Origin of the sequence: Plantimonas leprariae (genome assembly GCF_008802405.1) — a bacterium.
Lineage (GTDB): Bacteria > Pseudomonadota > Alphaproteobacteria > Rhizobiales > Rhizobiaceae > Plantimonas > Plantimonas leprariae.
This window is the reverse complement of sequence record NZ_VZDO01000013.1, coordinates 130364-145713: the sequence shown is the minus strand read 5'-3', so window position 1 is coordinate 145713 and position 15350 is coordinate 130364. Positions and strand designations below refer to the sequence as shown.

The following is a 15350-nucleotide window of genomic DNA, read 5'->3' as shown; positions in this document are numbered from 1 at the left end:
AACGGAGAGAGCCGCCTTGCAGACGCACCATGCCGTCCACCCCGAACAGGCCGAAGCGCTCGACACGGCCGGCCTTAGGCGGCACTTCCTGATCGAGCGCGTCTTCGTGCCGGGCACGATCCAGGCGACCTATACGCACTACGACCGGATGATGGTGCTCGGCGTCGCGCCGACCGCCGAGCCGCTGCGCTTCGACTCGGAACTCGCCGCCGCGGCCGGCGTCGAATACCTGCTCGAGCGCCGCGAGCTGGCGGCGATCAACATCGGGCCGGGGGAGGCCGAGGTGGTCGCGGACGGCGAGGCGTTCCGCCTCCGCCCGGACGAGGCGCTCTACCTCGGCCGGGGCACGCGCGACGTTTCCTTCGCCTCGGCCGAGCCGGAGCGGCCGGCGCGGCTCTACGGCGTGTCCGCGCCGGCGCACGCCTCCCACCCATCCCGGAAGGTGACGGCGGCCGAGGCCTCGCCCCAGCCGCTCGGGAGCATCGAGACGTCCAACAAGCGAACGATCAACAAGTACATCCACGACGGCCTCTTGCCGACCTGCCAGCTGATGATGGGGCTCACCCGCCTCGAGGACGGCAGCGTCTGGAACACCATGCCGCCCCACACGCACGACCGCCGCATGGAGGTCTACCTCTACTTCGAGATGCCCGAGGACCGGGCGGTGCTGCACCTGATGGGCCGGCCGGAGGAGACGCGGCACATCGTGGTGCGGAACGAGCAGGCGGTGATCTCGCCGCCCTGGTCGATCCACTCCGGCGCCGGAACCGGCTCCTACGCCTTCATCTGGGCGATGGCCGGCGACAACCAGTCCTTCGCCGACATGGACGCCGTTCCGGTCGGCGCGCTCAGGTGACCGCCGAACCGGCACGCCTGTTCGACCTTTCGGCCAAGGTGGCGCTCGTCACCGGCGCCCGCACGGGGCTCGGGCAGGCGATCGCCCTCACGCTCGCCGCCGCCGGGGCCGACATCGTCGGCCTCGGCTCGGCGCCGATGCCGGAAACGGGCGGGCGCGTCGAAACGCTCGGACGGCGGTTCACCGAAGTCGTCCGCGATCTCGGCCGGTCCGACGGCCTCGCCGAACTCGTTGCCGACATCGAGAGGCACGCCGGCCCGGTCGACATCCTCGTCAACAATGCCGGCATCATCCGGCGCGCGGATGTCCTCGAATTCAGCGAAGCGGACTGGGACGCCGTCGCCAACGTCAACCTGAAGAGCCTGTTCTTCCTGTCCCAAGCCGTCGCACGCTCGCTGATCGGGCGCGGGGTTCCGGGGCGGATCATCAACATCGCCTCGCTGCTGGCGTTCCAGGGCGGCATCCGCGTCGCCTCCTACACGAGCGCGAAGCACGGGGTCGCCGGCCTCACCAAGCTGATGGCCAACGAACTCGGAGCCAAGGGCATCACCGTGAACGCGATCGCCCCCGGCTACATGGCGACCGACAACACCGCGGCGCTGCGCGCCGACCCCGCGCGCCGCCAGCAGATCCTCGACCGCATCCCCGCCGGCCGATGGGGCGAGCCGGAGGATCTTGCGACCGCCGTCCTGTTCCTCGCCTCGCCGGCGTCGGCCTACGTCAACGGCACGATCGTTCCGGTCGACGGTGGCTGGCTGGCGCGCTGAACGGACGGTTCGGCAGCCGGCCTCGGCGAGCGGCCGGCGTCGATCCGATCAGGTCGAGCGGCGCGGTTCCGTTCGGGCCCCGATCTTCACGCGCCGATTTCCGCCAGCCGCCTCGTCTGGCGTTCGAGCAGGCGCTCGACGTCGGCGATGTCGGCCGGCGACAGCGCCGCGCCCGGCTTGCGCAGGTGCGCCGAGGCGATGACGCCGCGCTTCGCCAGCACGTACTTGCGCACCGCCAGCCCGATGCCCTGCTGCTGCTCGTAGCGGGCGAGCGGCAGGTAGGCGTCGAAGATGTCCTGCGCCCGCTCCACCTCGCCCTTCGCATGAGCGTTCACGACGCCGACCATCATCTCCGGAAAGCCGAAGCCGGTCATCGCGCCGTCGGCGCCGCGCGCCATCTCCTCCGGCAGAAACAGCCCGCCGTTGCCGCAGAGGATCGAGATGCGGCGCATGCCGCCCGTCTCGCTCGCCCGGCGCAAGGCCGCGATCTTCGCCAGTCCCGGCCAGTCCTCGTGCTTCAGCATCACGCAAGTCGAAACGTCCCGGACGATCCGCTCGATCGCGGCCGCCGCGATCTGGACGTTGGTGGTCAGCGGGTAGTCCTGCAGCACGAACGGCGTGTCGCCCAGCGCCTCGCCGACGGAGCGGTAGAAGGCGTACACCTGATCGTCGGTCCGCAGCGTCCAGGGCGGCGCGACCATCACGCCCGCCGCGCCCTCTCCCATCACGGCGTCGCTGAGTTCGCGCATCGGCGCGAGCCCCGGCGCCGACACGCCGACCACCACCGGCAGCCGCCCGTCGAGGCGCTTCAGCACCCGCTCCACCACGGTCCGCGACTCCGCCGCCGTCAGTTTCGGCGCTTCGCCGAGTTGGCCGAGCACGGTCAGGCCCGTCGCGCCGGCACCCTCATAGAAGTCCACCATCCGGTCGATGCTGGCGAGATCGAGCCCGCCCGCGTCGGTGAACGGCGTCACCGCGATCACGTAGACGCCCTCCGCATCCTCCGTCAGCCTCGCCATCCGCATGTCTCCCCACGTCGATGCCCGAAGCACAGCGCTTCGACAGCGTCCGGCATCGAATCCAGGCGCTCCGTATGCGGCCGATAGCGGACCCGGAGCAACCTCCCGCGCTCGATCGATCGTCGACGGGAGGCGGCCCGGACACATGGTTCAGGCGGTCGCGGCTTTTTCCGAGCCGGCGATCCCCGCCGCGAAGTCGCGGTAGGCATGCAGCGGGCGGCCGAGAATCGTGGTCAGGCGCTCGGCGTCGCCGGTCTCGGGGATCATGCCGTCGCTTACCCACCGCTCGGCCATCAGGCGCATCTCGTAGGCCTGCCATTTCGGCATGAACGTCGCCATGTTCGCCTCGAACCCGCTCGGATCGTCGCCACCATAGGCGACCGGGCGGCCGAGGACGTCGGTCCAGATCGCGGCGACGTCCGCGCCGGTCAACGTGTCGGGGCCGACGACGTTGATGGTCTCGATCGGCAGCTTGCCCGGCGCCGCGTCGCGGCGGATCAGCTCGATCGCCGCGACTTCGGCGATGTCGCGCGCGTCGACCATGGCGACACCCTTCGAGCCGATCGGCATCGGGTAGACGCCGTGCTGGAGGATGACGTCCTTGATCATCGCCTCGTTGTCGATGAAGTAGCTAGGGCGCAGGATCGTGGCGCTGAAGTCCATCGCTTCCAGCATCCGCTCGGCGCCGAACTTCACCGCGAAGTGCGGCACGTTCACCGCGCGGTCGGCGTCGAACACCGACAGGTAGACGACGCGCTCGACGCCGGCCTTGCGGGCGACGTTCAGCGTGACGAGGCATTGCGTGAATTCGTCGCCCGTCACCGCGTTCAGGAGGAACAGCGTGCGGATGCCGGCGAAGGCTTTCCGCAGCGCGTCGATGTCGAGGAGGTCGCCCTGCACGACGTCGACGCCCGCCGGGAACCCGGCCTTCGAGGGATCGCGGGTCAGCACGCGGACCTTGGCATCGCGCTTGACGAATTGCTCGACGACATGGCGGCCGACACGGCCGGTGGCGCCGGTGACGAGGATGGTCATGGGAAAAACTCCTTCGGATCGAGCCTTTTGGCTGACCCGGAAGTTAGTGATCCACCCGAGCATCGATAGACGTTATGTCTGGACGCCTCGTCTCGCTGGTGGAACGACATGGACCTGCTCGCCCTTGCCGACTTCATCCTCGTCGCCCGCCACGGCGGGTTCGGCAAGGCTGCGCGTGCCGCCGGGCGACCGAAGGCGACCTTGTCGCGACGCGTCGCGGAACTGGAGGCGAGCCTGAAGCTGCGCCTGTTCGAACGCGGTTCGCGCCGGCTGAAGCCGACGGAGGAAGGACGGGCGCTGTTCGAGCGGGCCGGGGCGCTGCTCACCGAACTGGAGGCGACGACCGCGGCGATCGCGTCCGGCGGCGGAGAGGTGCGGGGCCGGCTGCGGATCAGCGCCCCGTTGCTGTTCTCGCAGATCGCGATGGGAAAGCTCGCGGCCGGCTTCGCCCTGAAGCACCCGGAGGTCCGGCTGGAAGTCACGACGGAGGACCGGGCCGTCGACATGATCGAGGAGGGCTTCGACCTGGTGATCCGGGTGAACCCGAAGCCCGACGAAAGCCTGGTCGGCCGCGCGTTCCTCCGCGACCGGCTGGTGGTCGTGGCGAGCCCCGGCCTCGCGCGACCGGCCGATGGCATGGCCGTTCCGGCGGTCGGGCGCGAAATCGGCGAGCGCTCGGCATGGCAGTTGAAGACGCCGGCCGGTCAGGCGACGATCGCGGTCGAGCCGGTTCTCGGCCTCGCGTCGCTCATGATGGTCCGTGACGCGGTACGGGCAGGCGTCGGCGCGGCACGGCTCCCCGTATCGCTGGTCGGCCATGACATCGCCGCCGGCACGCTTGCCCATTGGGGCGACGTCGACGCGCCGGACATCGCGCTCTGGGCCCTCTACCCGACGCGCCGGCTGCTCAGCGCCCGCGTCTCGGCCTTCCTCGACCATCTGAGGGAGGCGTTCCCCAACGGGACGCCGGACGAGCTCGCAGCCTATGTCGCGGGCTGACGGCGAACGCTCCCGTCACAGGGCCGAAGCGGCCGCGGATCGGCCCGGCGAGGTCATTCGCTCCCCTTGGCGGGTCGATGGCCGGAAACGTCGGATCCGGCGTCCGGCGCCAGCGCGAGGAACCGTAGGGCGGAGGCGATGCCGATGACGGCGAGCGCCAGGAACGCGAAGGCGAAGTCGGCGGGCACCGACGCCGTGCCGTTCCGCGCGAAGCGGCAGAGGTTGAGGATCGCGGCGGCGACGGCGACGCCGAGCAGCATCGAAAGCTGCTGCGCCATCGCCGAGATCGTCGAGGCCGACGCGCGCTGCTCGGGTCCGACATCCGCGAAGGCGATCGTATTCAGCGCGGTGAATTCCAGCGAGCGCGACAGGCCGGCGACGAGCAGCAGCGCCGCCAGCGCCGCCTCGCCGGTCGTCGCGGACACGAAGGCGAAGCCGCCGAGCGACGCCGCCGCGACGAGGCCGTTCGCCACGAGGATCGTCCGGAAGCCGAACATTCGGAGGAGCGGCGTCGTCACGACCTTCATGCCGAGGTTCCCGGCGAAATAGACGAGCACGAAGACGCCGGAGCGGACGGCGCTCCAGCCGAAGGCCGTCTGGAACAGGAGCGGCAGAAGGAAGGGCGCGGCGTTGATCGCCGCCCTCGTGCCCGTGCCCGCGCCGAGCGTCGCCAGCCGGAAGGTCGGCAGACGGAAGGCCGACAGGTCGAACAGCGGGTGCGGGGCTCGGCTGAGATGCCGGCGCGACAGGACCATGAGCGCGCCGCCGGCCGCGATCGAAGCCGCCGCGACGACCGGCTGAACCCTCTCACGCCCGACGGATTCGAGGCCGGTGAGCAGCAGGCCGAGCGCGCTCGCCGACAGGAGGAAGCCCGTGACGTCGAAGGGACCGGCCGCTTCCGCCCGCTCGTCCGGCACGAACCTCGACACCAGGAGGAGACCCGCCACGCCGATCGGCAGGTTCAGGAAAAAGTTCCAGCGCCAGTCCGCCCAAGTGACGATCACGCCGCCGACGAGCGGCCCCAGCACCGGCGCGATCAGCGCCGGCCAGGTGATCATCGCGATGGCGCGCACCAGCTCCGATTTCGGCGCGTTGCGCAGGACGATGGTGCGTCCGACCGGCGTCATCAGCGCGCCGCCGAACCCCTGGAGCGCGCGGGCGGCGACGAACTGCGGCAGGTCCGCCGCGAGGCCGCAGAGGAGCGAGGCGAACGTGAACACGGCGATCGCCGCCATGAAGACGCGGCGCGCCCCGAACCGGTCGCCCAGCCAGCCGGACAGCGGGATCAGCACCGCCATGGTCAGCATGTAGACGGTGACGCCGATGCTCATCGCGGCGGACGGCGTATCGAAGGCGAGCGCCATCTGCGGCAGGGACGTCGTGACGATCGTCCCGTCCAGCATCTGCATGAAGAAGGCCACCGCGACGACGAGCGCGACGAGGCGGGGCCTCGCGGCCGGCGCGGCGCCGGCCGCATCGATCGAACGGGATATCGTCATTCGAATGGAGGCGATACCCGTTCGATGCGTCGGCCGGCAACCTTATTGATTGGCGTCGGCCTGCCTTTCGGCGGCGTCGACGAAGCTCCTGTCCACCCACTTGTCGTAGTCGACGGAGCCCTTGAGGAGCTTGGCGTCGGCCATGAACTTCTCCTCGCCCTTCAACGCGGCGAGCGCCTCGTCGGTGATCCGCGGGTCCTGGTGGAAGACGCCGTCGGAATAGGTCCGGCGCACGGCGGCCTCGGACGACTTCGTCTCGGCGACGAAGGTGCGGATCGTCTCGTCCGGATGCGCGTCCGCCCAGCGCGCGATCGCGACGTCCACCTTGAGGAGTCGTCGGAGGATGTCCGGGTGATTGCGGGCGAAGTCGCCGTTCACCGAGATCACGTAGGGCGCCGCCCATTCCGGGTGATCGCGCGCGTCGAGCAGCACTCTCCCCTGCCCCGCCTCGACCAGCTTGGCGGCGGTGTTGTCGCTTTCGACGATCGCGTCGACGTCGCCGCGCGCCAGCGCCGGCCCGGAAGCCTCGAAGGCGAGGTTCAGCGACTCGACGTCGTCCGTGGTGAGCCCCACCGATTTCAGCGCCTTCGCGAAGACCGAATGGCGGACCGTGCCCTTGAGATACGCGACGCGCTTGCCCTTGAGGTCGGCGAGCGTCCTGATCGGCGAATCCTTCGCGACGATGATCGTCGAGCCGTCCGACTTCAGGAAGCTCGACAGGCCGATCATCTTCACGTCCGCGCCGGAGGCCGCGACGCGCAGCGCCGGGTTGTTGCCGGTATAAGTCACGTCGATCGCGCCGGTCGCCAGCGCCGTCGTCGCCTCCGAGCCGCCGTTGGTGAAGGTGACAAGATCGACCTTGATGCCGTCCCTGGCGAATTCCTTCTCGAACCAGCCGTCGTGCCGGGCGAGGATGAACTTCAGGTGCCCGGGCGCGGTGCTGCCGATGCGGATCACGTCCGGCTTGTCGGCCGCGAGGGCCGGCGCTCCGGCGACGAGCGCGAAGGCGGCGAGCGCTGCACCCTTGAGGATGGAACGGCGAGGAACGGTCATGCGGGCATCCTTTGAACGCGAGGGCAGGAAGGGTCAGAAGGAAGCGGCGTCCGCGCCGCGCTTCCAGGACGTCGCCCAGCGCTCGAACCAGACGAGGGCGTAGTTCACGAGGAGGCCGATCGCGGTCATGGTGAGGATGCCGGCATACATGTCCGCCGTTTCCATCATCAGCTGCGCCTGCTGGATCAGGTAGCCGAGGCCGGATTTCGCCGCGAGCATCTCGGCCCCGATCACGGCGAAGATCGAGGACTTCACCGCGAGCCGCGCGCCGGCGACGATGGAGGGCACGCTCGCCGGCAGGATCACCTTGCCAAAGAGGTCGAGGTCGGAGGTCCCCATCGAGCGGGCGGCCTTCAGGAGCACGGGATCGACCGACTTCACGCCGCTGATCGTGTTCACCAGCAGGAAGAACACGGAGGAATAGAAGGTGATCGCCACCTTGGAGGCCTCGCCGATGCCGAGCAGGAGGATGAACACCGGCAGGAGCGCGAACTGCGAGGTGTTGCGCAGCGTCTGGACGAGGAGGTCCGACACCCGCTCGAAACGCGGATAGCGCCCCATCAGCAGGCCGAGCGGGATCGCGACGACGGAAGCCAGCGCGAAGCCGAAGGCGGCGCGCTGCAGGCTGATGCCGATATGGAGGCCGAGCGTTCCGTCCCGGAGCATCGCGATCCATGCCGCGCCGACCTCGCTAAGCGGCGGGAAGAAGATCGGGTTCAGCCAGCCGAGCCGCGGCGCGATCTCCCACAGCGCGAAGAAGGCGACGAGCAGCGGCAACCCCTGCAGCGCACCCGCCAGCGCCGCCGGTGCCGACCATCTCGCGGCCGCGGGCCGCTCGGCCGTCGAAGTGCTGCCCTTCCGCCGGGTGCGAGCCGCCGGACGGCCGACCCGGATTTCGTCGCTGACCAGTGCCATCTCGTGCCTCCCGTTCAGTTGACCGCGGCCGACGCCCAGTCGCGCTGGGCGCGACCGACCTCGTCGCGCAGCGCTTCCCAGACGGCGGCGCGATGCTCGTTGAATTCCGCGCTCGCCCGGATGTCGGCCCCACGCGGGCGGGGCAGGTCGACGTCGATGACGGTCTTCACCCGGCCCGGCCGGGCGGTCATCACCACGACGCGGTCGGCGAGGAAGATCGCCTCGTCGATCGAGTGGGTGACGAAGACGACGGTCGTGTCGATCGTCTCCCAGATGCGCAGGAGCTCGCCCTGCAGGAGCTCGCGCGTCTGCGCGTCGAGCGCCGCGAAGGGCTCGTCCATCAGGAGCACTTCCGGGTCGGTCGACAGCGCTCGCGCGATCGCGACGCGCTGCTGCATGCCGCCGGAAAGCTGGTTCGGGTAGCGGTCCTCGAAGCCGCCGAGGCCGAACAGCGCGAGGAAGTGCCGGGCGCGCTCGCGCCGCTCCTTCGCCCTGACGCCGCGCACCTCGAGGGCGTATTCGACGTTGGCGAGCGCGGTCCGCCATGGAAACAGCGCGTATTGCTGGAAGACGTAGGCGGTGTTCGGATGCGGCTTGATGATCCGCCGCCCGTCAAGGCTGACCGCGCCGTCCGAAGCCTCGGTGAGCCCGCCGATGATGTCGAGCAGCACCGACTTGCCGCTGCCGCTCGGGCCGGCGAGCGTGATGAACTCGCCCTTGCGGATTCGGAGGTCGACGCCGTCCAGCACCAGCACCCGGTCGCTCGGGCGGCCGTCGACCTCGACATGCTGGCCGGGCTTCAACTGGAACACCTTGCGGACGTTCGAGACGTCGATGCGGTCCATGACGGCGTCCTTTCGGTTCATTGGTTCTGCGCGACGCGGATGCGGTGGGTCGGATCGAGCTCCGAGCCGCCCGCCTTGCCGCGCTTCCAGCCGAGCGCGCGGGCATAGGCGCCGAAAGCGCCCCGCCGCTCGACCTCGGCCTCGGTGATTCCGGTCGGGCCGTCCGCCCGCTCCGCGACGAACAGCGCGTCGGTCGGGCAGTAGATCTCGCACAGGAAGCAGGTCTGGCAGTCGTCCTGCCGGGCGATGCGCGGCGCGCCGTCCGTCATGTCGAAGACGTTCGCCGGACAGACCCGCACGCAGATGTCGCACTCGATGCAGCGCCGCTCGGAGACGATCTCGATCACGAGGCGAGCTCCCGCGCGGCGGGTTCGTCGCCGGAAAGACGGACCGCGTCGAGGCCGGAGACGAGGATGCTTCGTGCGAAACCCGGGCCTTGGCCGGGAAAGTCCTCGCGCCGGTGCATGCCGCGGCTTTCGCGACGCTCGAGAGCGCTCGCCAGCGACCAGCGAGCATTCGCCACGATCGATGCCGCCTCGCGGGCCCGCAGCCGATCGGTGCCGGAGGCGGCGAGATGGTCGCGCACCTCGCGCCAGACCGCTTCCACCCGCTCCCGGCTCGCCGCCAGCCGCACGCCCTCGCGGAAATAGTTGCGCTCGAGCGGCGTCACCTCGGCCCGCACCGCTGCCACGATCTCGGCGGGTTCGAGGCCGGCCGCCGATGGTCCGGCCGGACGCAGGCCCGCTCGCCCGAGCGGCCGCGACCGGCTGCGGAACGGCGAGGCGCGGCCGGTGCGCTTGGCGTGGGAGGCCGCGCCGTGCCCGGCCCACCAGCCGCTGGCGAGCGCCCAGGACGAGTTGATCGCGCCGCCGCCGGACGACGAGCCGGCGAGGTGCTCGCGGCTCGCCGCATCGCCGGCGACGAACAGCGCCGGCACGTCGGTACCGCAGGTCTCGGTCGCGACGCGGATGCCGCCGGTGCCGCGCACCGTGCCTTCCGCCTTCAGGGTGACGCGGAAGAGCTCGCGGAACGGATCGATGCCGGCCTTGTCGTAGGGCACGAAGCAGTTCGGTTGGCCGCGCCGGAGCCAGTCGGCGAGCGCGGGTTCCGCCTGGTCGAGCCGCGCATAGACCGGCCCCTCGATCAGCGCCGCGGCGACGTCCCGCTCGGCCGAGCCGATGCCGTTGCGCAGGGGTTCGCCGTCGACGCCGAGGAGCGGCTCGCCGTTCTCGCGGAAGAACGATGCCCAGCGGAACGGCAGGCCCTTGTTCAGCGAGGTGCCGTGCGGCGCCATCGTGTACTTGCCGGTGAACTCCATGCCGGAGAGCGAGGCGCCCGCTTCCGCTGCCATCAGCGCCCCGTCGCCGGTGAGGCCGGTCGCGCCGAGGATGCGCTCGCCGAAGGCGCAGCCGCCGGTCGCCAGCACCACGGCGCGCGCGTCGACGCGCCAGTCGCGGTGCCGTTGCCGGTCGAGCCCGGTCGCGCCCGTCACCGCCTCGCCGTCCGACAGGAGTTCCAGCGCCGGGTGATGATCGAGCACCGTGACGCCGGCGGTGAGCACCCGCCGGCGCATGAAGCGCATGTAGTCGGGGCCGCGGAGGTTGGCGATGTAGAGCCGGCCGTCGTCCTCGCTCGGGAACGGGTAGCCCCATTCGGCGAGTTGCAGAAGGTTTTCGTAGGCCTGATCGACGGTGCGCAGCATCCAGCGCCGGTCGGCGAGCCCGCCGGTGCGCTGCCAGCGCTTTTCCACGACCTCGGCGCGGTTATCGCCGGGCGGCACGCACCAGGTCCCGGTGTTCGACGGAGCGGTCGCGCCGCTGGTGCCGAGATACCCCTTGTCGGCGAGGACGACCCGCGCGCCGCCTTCCGCCGCCGCCAGCGCCGCCCAGGCGGCGGCAGGCCCGCCGCCGAGCACGAGCACGTCGGCTTCGAGATGCAAGGCGTCGGCCGACGCGCTGCCTGCGGTTCGGCGCATGAAACCCAAGCTCAGGCGGCGGTCGAGAAGGCGGCGGGCTCGTTGCCCGGCGTCCACTTGATGTTGCAGCCGATCGACGGGGTCTGCCGCACGCTCGGGACGCCGCCGGACAGCACGGCATCCACCGCGGCGCGCAGGTCCGCACCCGTCACCGGCTTGCCGTTGCCCGGCCGCGCCTCGTCGAACTGCCCGTGATAGGCGAGGCGACGGTCGCGATCGAACAGGAAGAAGTCCGGCGTGCAGGCGGCGCCGTAGGCTTTCGCCGCTTCCTGCCGCTCGTCCTTCAGGTACGGGAAGACGTAGCCGAAACGCTCGGCCTCCTCCGCGAGGCGCGCGGCGTGCTCCTCCGGATGCGCTTCCGCGTCGTTGCTGTTGATGCCGACGACCTGCAGGCCCCGCGCTTCGTACTCCGCCGCGAACGCGGCGAAAGCCTCGCGGATCAGGACGACGAACGGGCAGCGGTTCGACAGGAAGGCGACCAGCAGCGCATCGGGGCCTGCGAGCGAAGCCAGCGCATGCGTGCGCCCGTTACCGTCCGGCAGGGTGAAATCGGCCGCCGGCGTTCCGAGGGCGATCGGGTTCGATTGGGTCTTGGGCATCGACAACCTCCAATGCCCCAATTGTCTATCTATATAGTGTACTATTGAGAGGCATGAATTTGCGTTTGACGGTGGAAATCGGAACGAACGTTTCGGCGGAACCGGCGTCGGATGACGGTCAACTGTAATTGGCGCTACCTACAGCAGCGACGAGGAAAGACGAGTTGCGCCGACGCTCCGTGCCGGCCGCTTCATGTCATCTCGCTGCCCGAAATCGAGGGCGGCGCGGCTTGTGGAAGGCGGCATGACCGCCCCGGCCGTCCAGGCTGAACCATGCGCCATGACCGTCGTCGTAGACGGCTCGCGCGGCCGCCTCCTCGTTGCGGTGTTCGCAACGCCGCGACGAATCCTCGGCCGGCGCGGTGACGAAACGGCCGCGGCGGTTGCGCGCCAGCACGAGCGGACGACCTTTGTGCGGGCCGCGTGTGACCCGCGCAGAAAGAGTAAGCATTTTACCTCCTGGGAACACTCTCCATATGGTGATCGGGCGGCTATTCTTCCAGCACTTTCAGGATTTTACGGCGCATTTCCTGCCGCATCGACAGGCAGTGCGGCACGTTTCGAACGCTCCGCCGCTCAGCGCCATTTTCCACACCGCCGCCGGCGATCCATGGCCATCGCCGAATGCCCGAAAAGCGCGCGCTTCCTGGGCGCCCAGCAAGCGCCAGGGAAGGCTCGCGTGCTAGCTGAACGGTCGTCGCCGGAAATGACGTCCCGAAGCGACGAAACGCATGGCATCGCCGAGGCTTCCATCATGTTCCGTCGCTGTTCGATCGTCGCCGTTCCCCTGCTGCTGGCCGCATCGGCCACAATGGCGGAGGACTACCGCTCCCTCACCGGGGCGGAGATCTCGCAGATGATCTCTGGAAACACCGTGCAGGGCACAATGGCGGCCGCCGGGCCGTACCGCGAATTCTACCTGCCGAACGGGACGCTGCGCGGCTCGAACTACGACGGGCGCTGGAACGTGAAGGGCGACACGCTGTGCTTCAGCTACGATCCTTCGGCACCCGCGGAATGCTGGGGCGCGCGCGTCGCTCGATCCGGTGAGATTTCCTGGATGAAGAACGACGTCGTCGATGGAACCGGCGTGGTTCAGCCGGGAAATCCCGGGAATTTCTGAGGCGAAGTCGCCCGGCCCCCCTAGGCTGCCGCCGGAGCCGAGGGCCGAACGACCGTCGCGACGAGTTCGGTCAGTTGCGCGACGGGCACCGGCCGGCCGAAATGATAGCCCTGCACCTGCTGGCAGCCCTCGCGGCGCAGAAAGCTCGCCTGCTCGGCGGTTTCCACCCCTTCCGCGATGGTCACCATGTCGAGGCTCTGGCCGAGCCCGATCACCGAGCGCACGATGGCGTTCGACTTCTCCGCCGACAGATCGGAGATGAAGGACTTGTCGATCTTGATCTTGTCGAACGGGAAGGAGTTCAGGTAGCCGAGCGACGAATAGCCCGTGCCGAAATCGTCCATCGCGATGCGGACGCCGAGCGCCTTCAGGCGCGTCAGGGTGTCCCGCGCCGCCGCGCCGTCGTGCATCAGAACGCCTTCCGTGATCTCCAGTTCGAGCCTTTCCGGCCGAAGACCCGTTTCCTCGAGGATCTCGCCGACCATGGCGACGAGGTCCCGGTGCTTGAACTGCACCGGCGACAGGTTGACCGCGACCGTCAGCCCCGGCCACTGCATCCCCTGCCGGCATGCGGTGCGCAGGACCCATTCGCCGATGGGCAGGATCAGCCCGGTCTCTTCCGCCAGGGGAATGAAGTCGTTCGGCGGCACCAGGCCGCGGCTCGGATGCCGCCAGCGCACGAGCGCTTCGACGCCGATGATCCGCTCGTCCTCGAGCGCCACCAGCGGCTGGTAGTGCAGTTCGAATTCGCTTCCGGCCAACGCCTGCTTCAGGTCCTGCTCGAGCAGGCGGCGGGCTTCGCGTTCCATTCCCATATGGGCCTCGAAGACGCGCGCCACGCCCCGGCCGTTCTCCTTCGCGCTGTAGAGGGCGATGTCGGCGTTCTTCAGGACGCGGCTCGGCGTTTCGAACCCTTCCTCGACGAAGGCGATGCCGACGCTGGCTCCCAGAAGATTCTCGCGGCCTTCCAGGATGTACGGCGCGGTGAGGTCCGCGATCAGCCGGCGGGCGAGCGCCAGGGCGTCGAGCGGCTGGTTGAAGCCGTTCTGGATCACGGCGAATTCGTCGCCGCCGAGCCGCGCGACCGTGTCGCCCTCGCCGAGGCAGGCCTGCAGGCGTTCCGCCACCTCCAGGAGCAGGGCGTCGCCGGCCGCATGCCCGAGCGTGTCGTTCACTTCCTTGAAGTGGTCGAGATCGATGCTCAGCACCGCGAGGCGGCTCTGGCCGAGGCGGTCCCGCTCGAATGCCTCCTGCAGGCGCGTCTGGAAATGCGCCCGGTTGGGCAGGCCGGTCAGCGGATCATGGAGGGACAGGTGCGCCGCCTGCTCCTGCGCCTCCACCTCGCGGGTGATGTCGGTCGCCGTGCCGCGATAGCCCGTCCAGGCTCCGCCGTCGTCGAATACGGGCCGGGCCGCCAGCCGCGCGATCCGCCGGTGTCCTGCCGCGTCCGTATAGGTGCAGCGGAGCTCGCGGATGGACGCGACCGCCGGGTCGGCGGCATCCGGGCGGGGCCATTCTCCACCGGTCGAGCCGACTTGGAAGAATTCGTCCAGCGCCGTGCCGAGAACGGCCTCCTCGCTGAGGCTGGTCACCTGCGCGAACCGCGCCGAGACGAAGGTCAGCCGCATGGCGCTGTCGGATTCCCAGATCCAGTCCGACGACGCCTCGGCGACGTCGCGGAACCGGGCTTCGCTGCGCTTGAGCGTATCGGCATAGCTGTCGATGGTCCGGGCGGCGGCGTGCAACTCCCGATGCGAACGCCGCGAGGACCGCAGCGCGAAGGCGCCGATCACGCCGAACACGCCGAAGCTCGCAAGCATCGGCGGCAGGAGCGCATGCAGGGTCTGGCTACCGGGTCGTTCCGGGATCCACGTGACCTTGCCGATGAGCTTTGCCGATGGCGAGAAGAGCGGAAGCGCGGCGCCGAGATCGTCGTCGCCGTCCGTCACGAGGCGGAAGCGGTTCAGCAGATAGTCGCTGCCGATCCTCGCCAGGAGGCGCCCGTCGATCCGCTTGGCGAAAAGCAGCATCGCCGGGGACGGCGCCTGCGCGCCGCTCGGTTGGGCGTCGCCCGGGTGGATCGCCCCGGCCGCGACGAGCCAGATGGTGCGCCCGGACCGAAGCATCCCGACAGCTGGAAAAGTCTGCGCGGCGGCGCGCCGGAGGAGTTCGTTCAAGCCGTTGGGGATGATCCCGAAGGCGTTGGCGGCGACGTGCCTGCCGTCGATCATCGCGTATCGCGTCGTCAGGTCCGGCGTCAGGACGAACGCCATCTCGTAGCCGAGGCTGGCGAAGATGTTCGGGCCGAGATTGCCGTCCGCGGCCGCCCAGTCCAGATCGACCCGCTCGCTGAGGTGGGCGCGGATGTCGGCGCGCTCCGAATAGTCCTTCAGGTTGCGCGCGATCTCGCGCTGCTTCACGTCGAGCGCGGTTTCGGCGAGCTTGGTTGATGCCTCGACCGCGAGGCGGTTCTGGCTGCGGGCGTTGTAGAGGGCGAAGACGACGACGAGGACGCCCGCGGCGAGCAGCATCGCGACGAGCGAGCCGACGACGCGCCGCTGCCCACCCTTACCCAGAAACTCGCTGGCCGATTGACGCATGCGGTGCGAAGGCTCCGAAACCTCCGCAACAATCGCACAAGCCTCTGAATCAAAAGCGATCAAAC

At 69.7% G+C, this 15350-nt stretch carries 14 protein-coding genes; 4 read left to right on the top strand and 10 right to left on the bottom strand.

Annotated elements, in window-relative coordinates:
* Positions 1-16: 16 nt before the first annotated feature.
* Positions 17-856 carry a 5-dehydro-4-deoxy-D-glucuronate isomerase gene (gene kduI / locus F6X38_RS16090; RefSeq protein ID WP_150971359.1) on the top strand — a complete coding sequence of 280 codons (840 nt, stop codon included), beginning with the start codon at positions 17-19 and terminating at the stop codon, positions 854-856.
* Positions 853-1623, top strand: coding sequence for a 2-dehydro-3-deoxy-D-gluconate 5-dehydrogenase KduD (gene kduD, locus F6X38_RS16085; protein ID WP_150971357.1), 771 nt, complete (start codon positions 853-855; stop codon positions 1621-1623). The genes kduI and kduD overlap by 4 nt, the downstream gene beginning before the upstream one ends.
* 86 nt (positions 1624-1709) lie before the next feature.
* On the opposite strand, the gene F6X38_RS16080 is transcribed toward kduD, so the two are convergent.
* Together F6X38_RS16080 and F6X38_RS16075 are read right to left on the bottom strand one after the other, a co-directional pair.
* A complete protein-coding gene (locus tag F6X38_RS16080; protein ID WP_150971355.1) occupies positions 1710-2642 on the bottom strand; it encodes a dihydrodipicolinate synthase family protein in 933 nt (310 codons plus the stop codon).
* Positions 2643-2792: 150 nt separating this feature from the next.
* Entirely contained in the window at positions 2793-3677 is an 885-nt protein-coding gene (locus F6X38_RS16075; RefSeq protein WP_150971353.1) for an SDR family oxidoreductase, read from the bottom strand.
* Between the two features lie 108 nt (positions 3678-3785).
* Between F6X38_RS16075 and F6X38_RS16070 the strand changes: the two genes are divergently transcribed.
* Positions 3786-4676 (top strand): LysR family transcriptional regulator, encoded by an 891-nt coding sequence (locus tag F6X38_RS16070; RefSeq protein ID WP_150971351.1) that lies wholly within the window; start codon positions 3786-3788, stop codon positions 4674-4676.
* Positions 4677-4729: 53 nt separating this feature from the next.
* Here the strand turns inward: F6X38_RS16070 and F6X38_RS16065 are convergent, their stop codons facing one another.
* The 7 genes from F6X38_RS16065 to F6X38_RS16035 are packed head-to-tail and all read right to left on the bottom strand — an operon-like array spanning position 4730 to position 11562.
* Positions 4730-6175, bottom strand: coding sequence for an MFS transporter (locus F6X38_RS16065; RefSeq protein WP_150971349.1), 1446 nt, complete (start codon positions 6173-6175; stop codon positions 4730-4732).
* Between the two features lie 42 nt (positions 6176-6217).
* Entirely contained in the window at positions 6218-7228 is a 1011-nt protein-coding gene (locus tag F6X38_RS16060; protein WP_150971347.1) for an aliphatic sulfonate ABC transporter substrate-binding protein, read from the bottom strand.
* A 33-nt stretch (positions 7229-7261) separates the two neighbouring features.
* Positions 7262-8143 carry an ABC transporter permease gene (locus tag F6X38_RS16055; RefSeq protein ID WP_150971345.1) on the bottom strand — a complete coding sequence of 294 codons (882 nt, stop codon included), beginning with the start codon at positions 8141-8143 and terminating at the stop codon, positions 7262-7264.
* 14 nt (positions 8144-8157) lie between these two features.
* Positions 8158-8988, bottom strand: a complete 831-nt coding sequence (locus tag F6X38_RS16050) for an ABC transporter ATP-binding protein (protein WP_150971343.1) — start codon at positions 8986-8988, stop codon at positions 8158-8160.
* A gap of 17 nt (positions 8989-9005) precedes the next feature.
* Positions 9006-9335 (bottom strand): 4Fe-4S dicluster domain-containing protein, encoded by a 330-nt coding sequence (locus tag F6X38_RS16045; protein ID WP_150971341.1) that lies wholly within the window; start codon positions 9333-9335, stop codon positions 9006-9008.
* Complete coding sequence (locus tag F6X38_RS16040) at positions 9332-10963, bottom strand: FAD-binding protein (RefSeq protein ID WP_150971339.1); 1632 nt, start codon at positions 10961-10963, stop codon at positions 9332-9334. The genes F6X38_RS16045 and F6X38_RS16040 overlap by 4 nt, the downstream gene beginning before the upstream one ends.
* Before the next feature lie 11 nt (positions 10964-10974).
* On the bottom strand, positions 10975-11562 hold the full coding sequence (locus F6X38_RS16035) for a thioredoxin family protein (protein WP_150971337.1): 588 nt from the start codon (positions 11560-11562) through the stop codon (positions 10975-10977).
* Positions 11563-11806: 244 nt separating this feature from the next.
* Here F6X38_RS16035 and F6X38_RS16030 point away from each other — a divergent pair, with 244 nt between their 5' ends.
* Positions 11807-12685, top strand: a complete 879-nt coding sequence (locus F6X38_RS16030) for a hypothetical protein (RefSeq protein WP_150971335.1) — start codon at positions 11807-11809, stop codon at positions 12683-12685.
* Between the two features lie 20 nt (positions 12686-12705).
* Here F6X38_RS16030 and F6X38_RS16025 read toward each other — a convergent pair whose 3' ends face one another.
* Positions 12706-15285: a bifunctional diguanylate cyclase/phosphodiesterase gene (locus F6X38_RS16025; protein ID WP_150971333.1), complete on the bottom strand. Its 2580-nt coding sequence runs from the start codon at positions 15283-15285 to the stop codon at positions 12706-12708.
* Between the last annotated feature and the right edge of the window lie 65 nt (positions 15286-15350).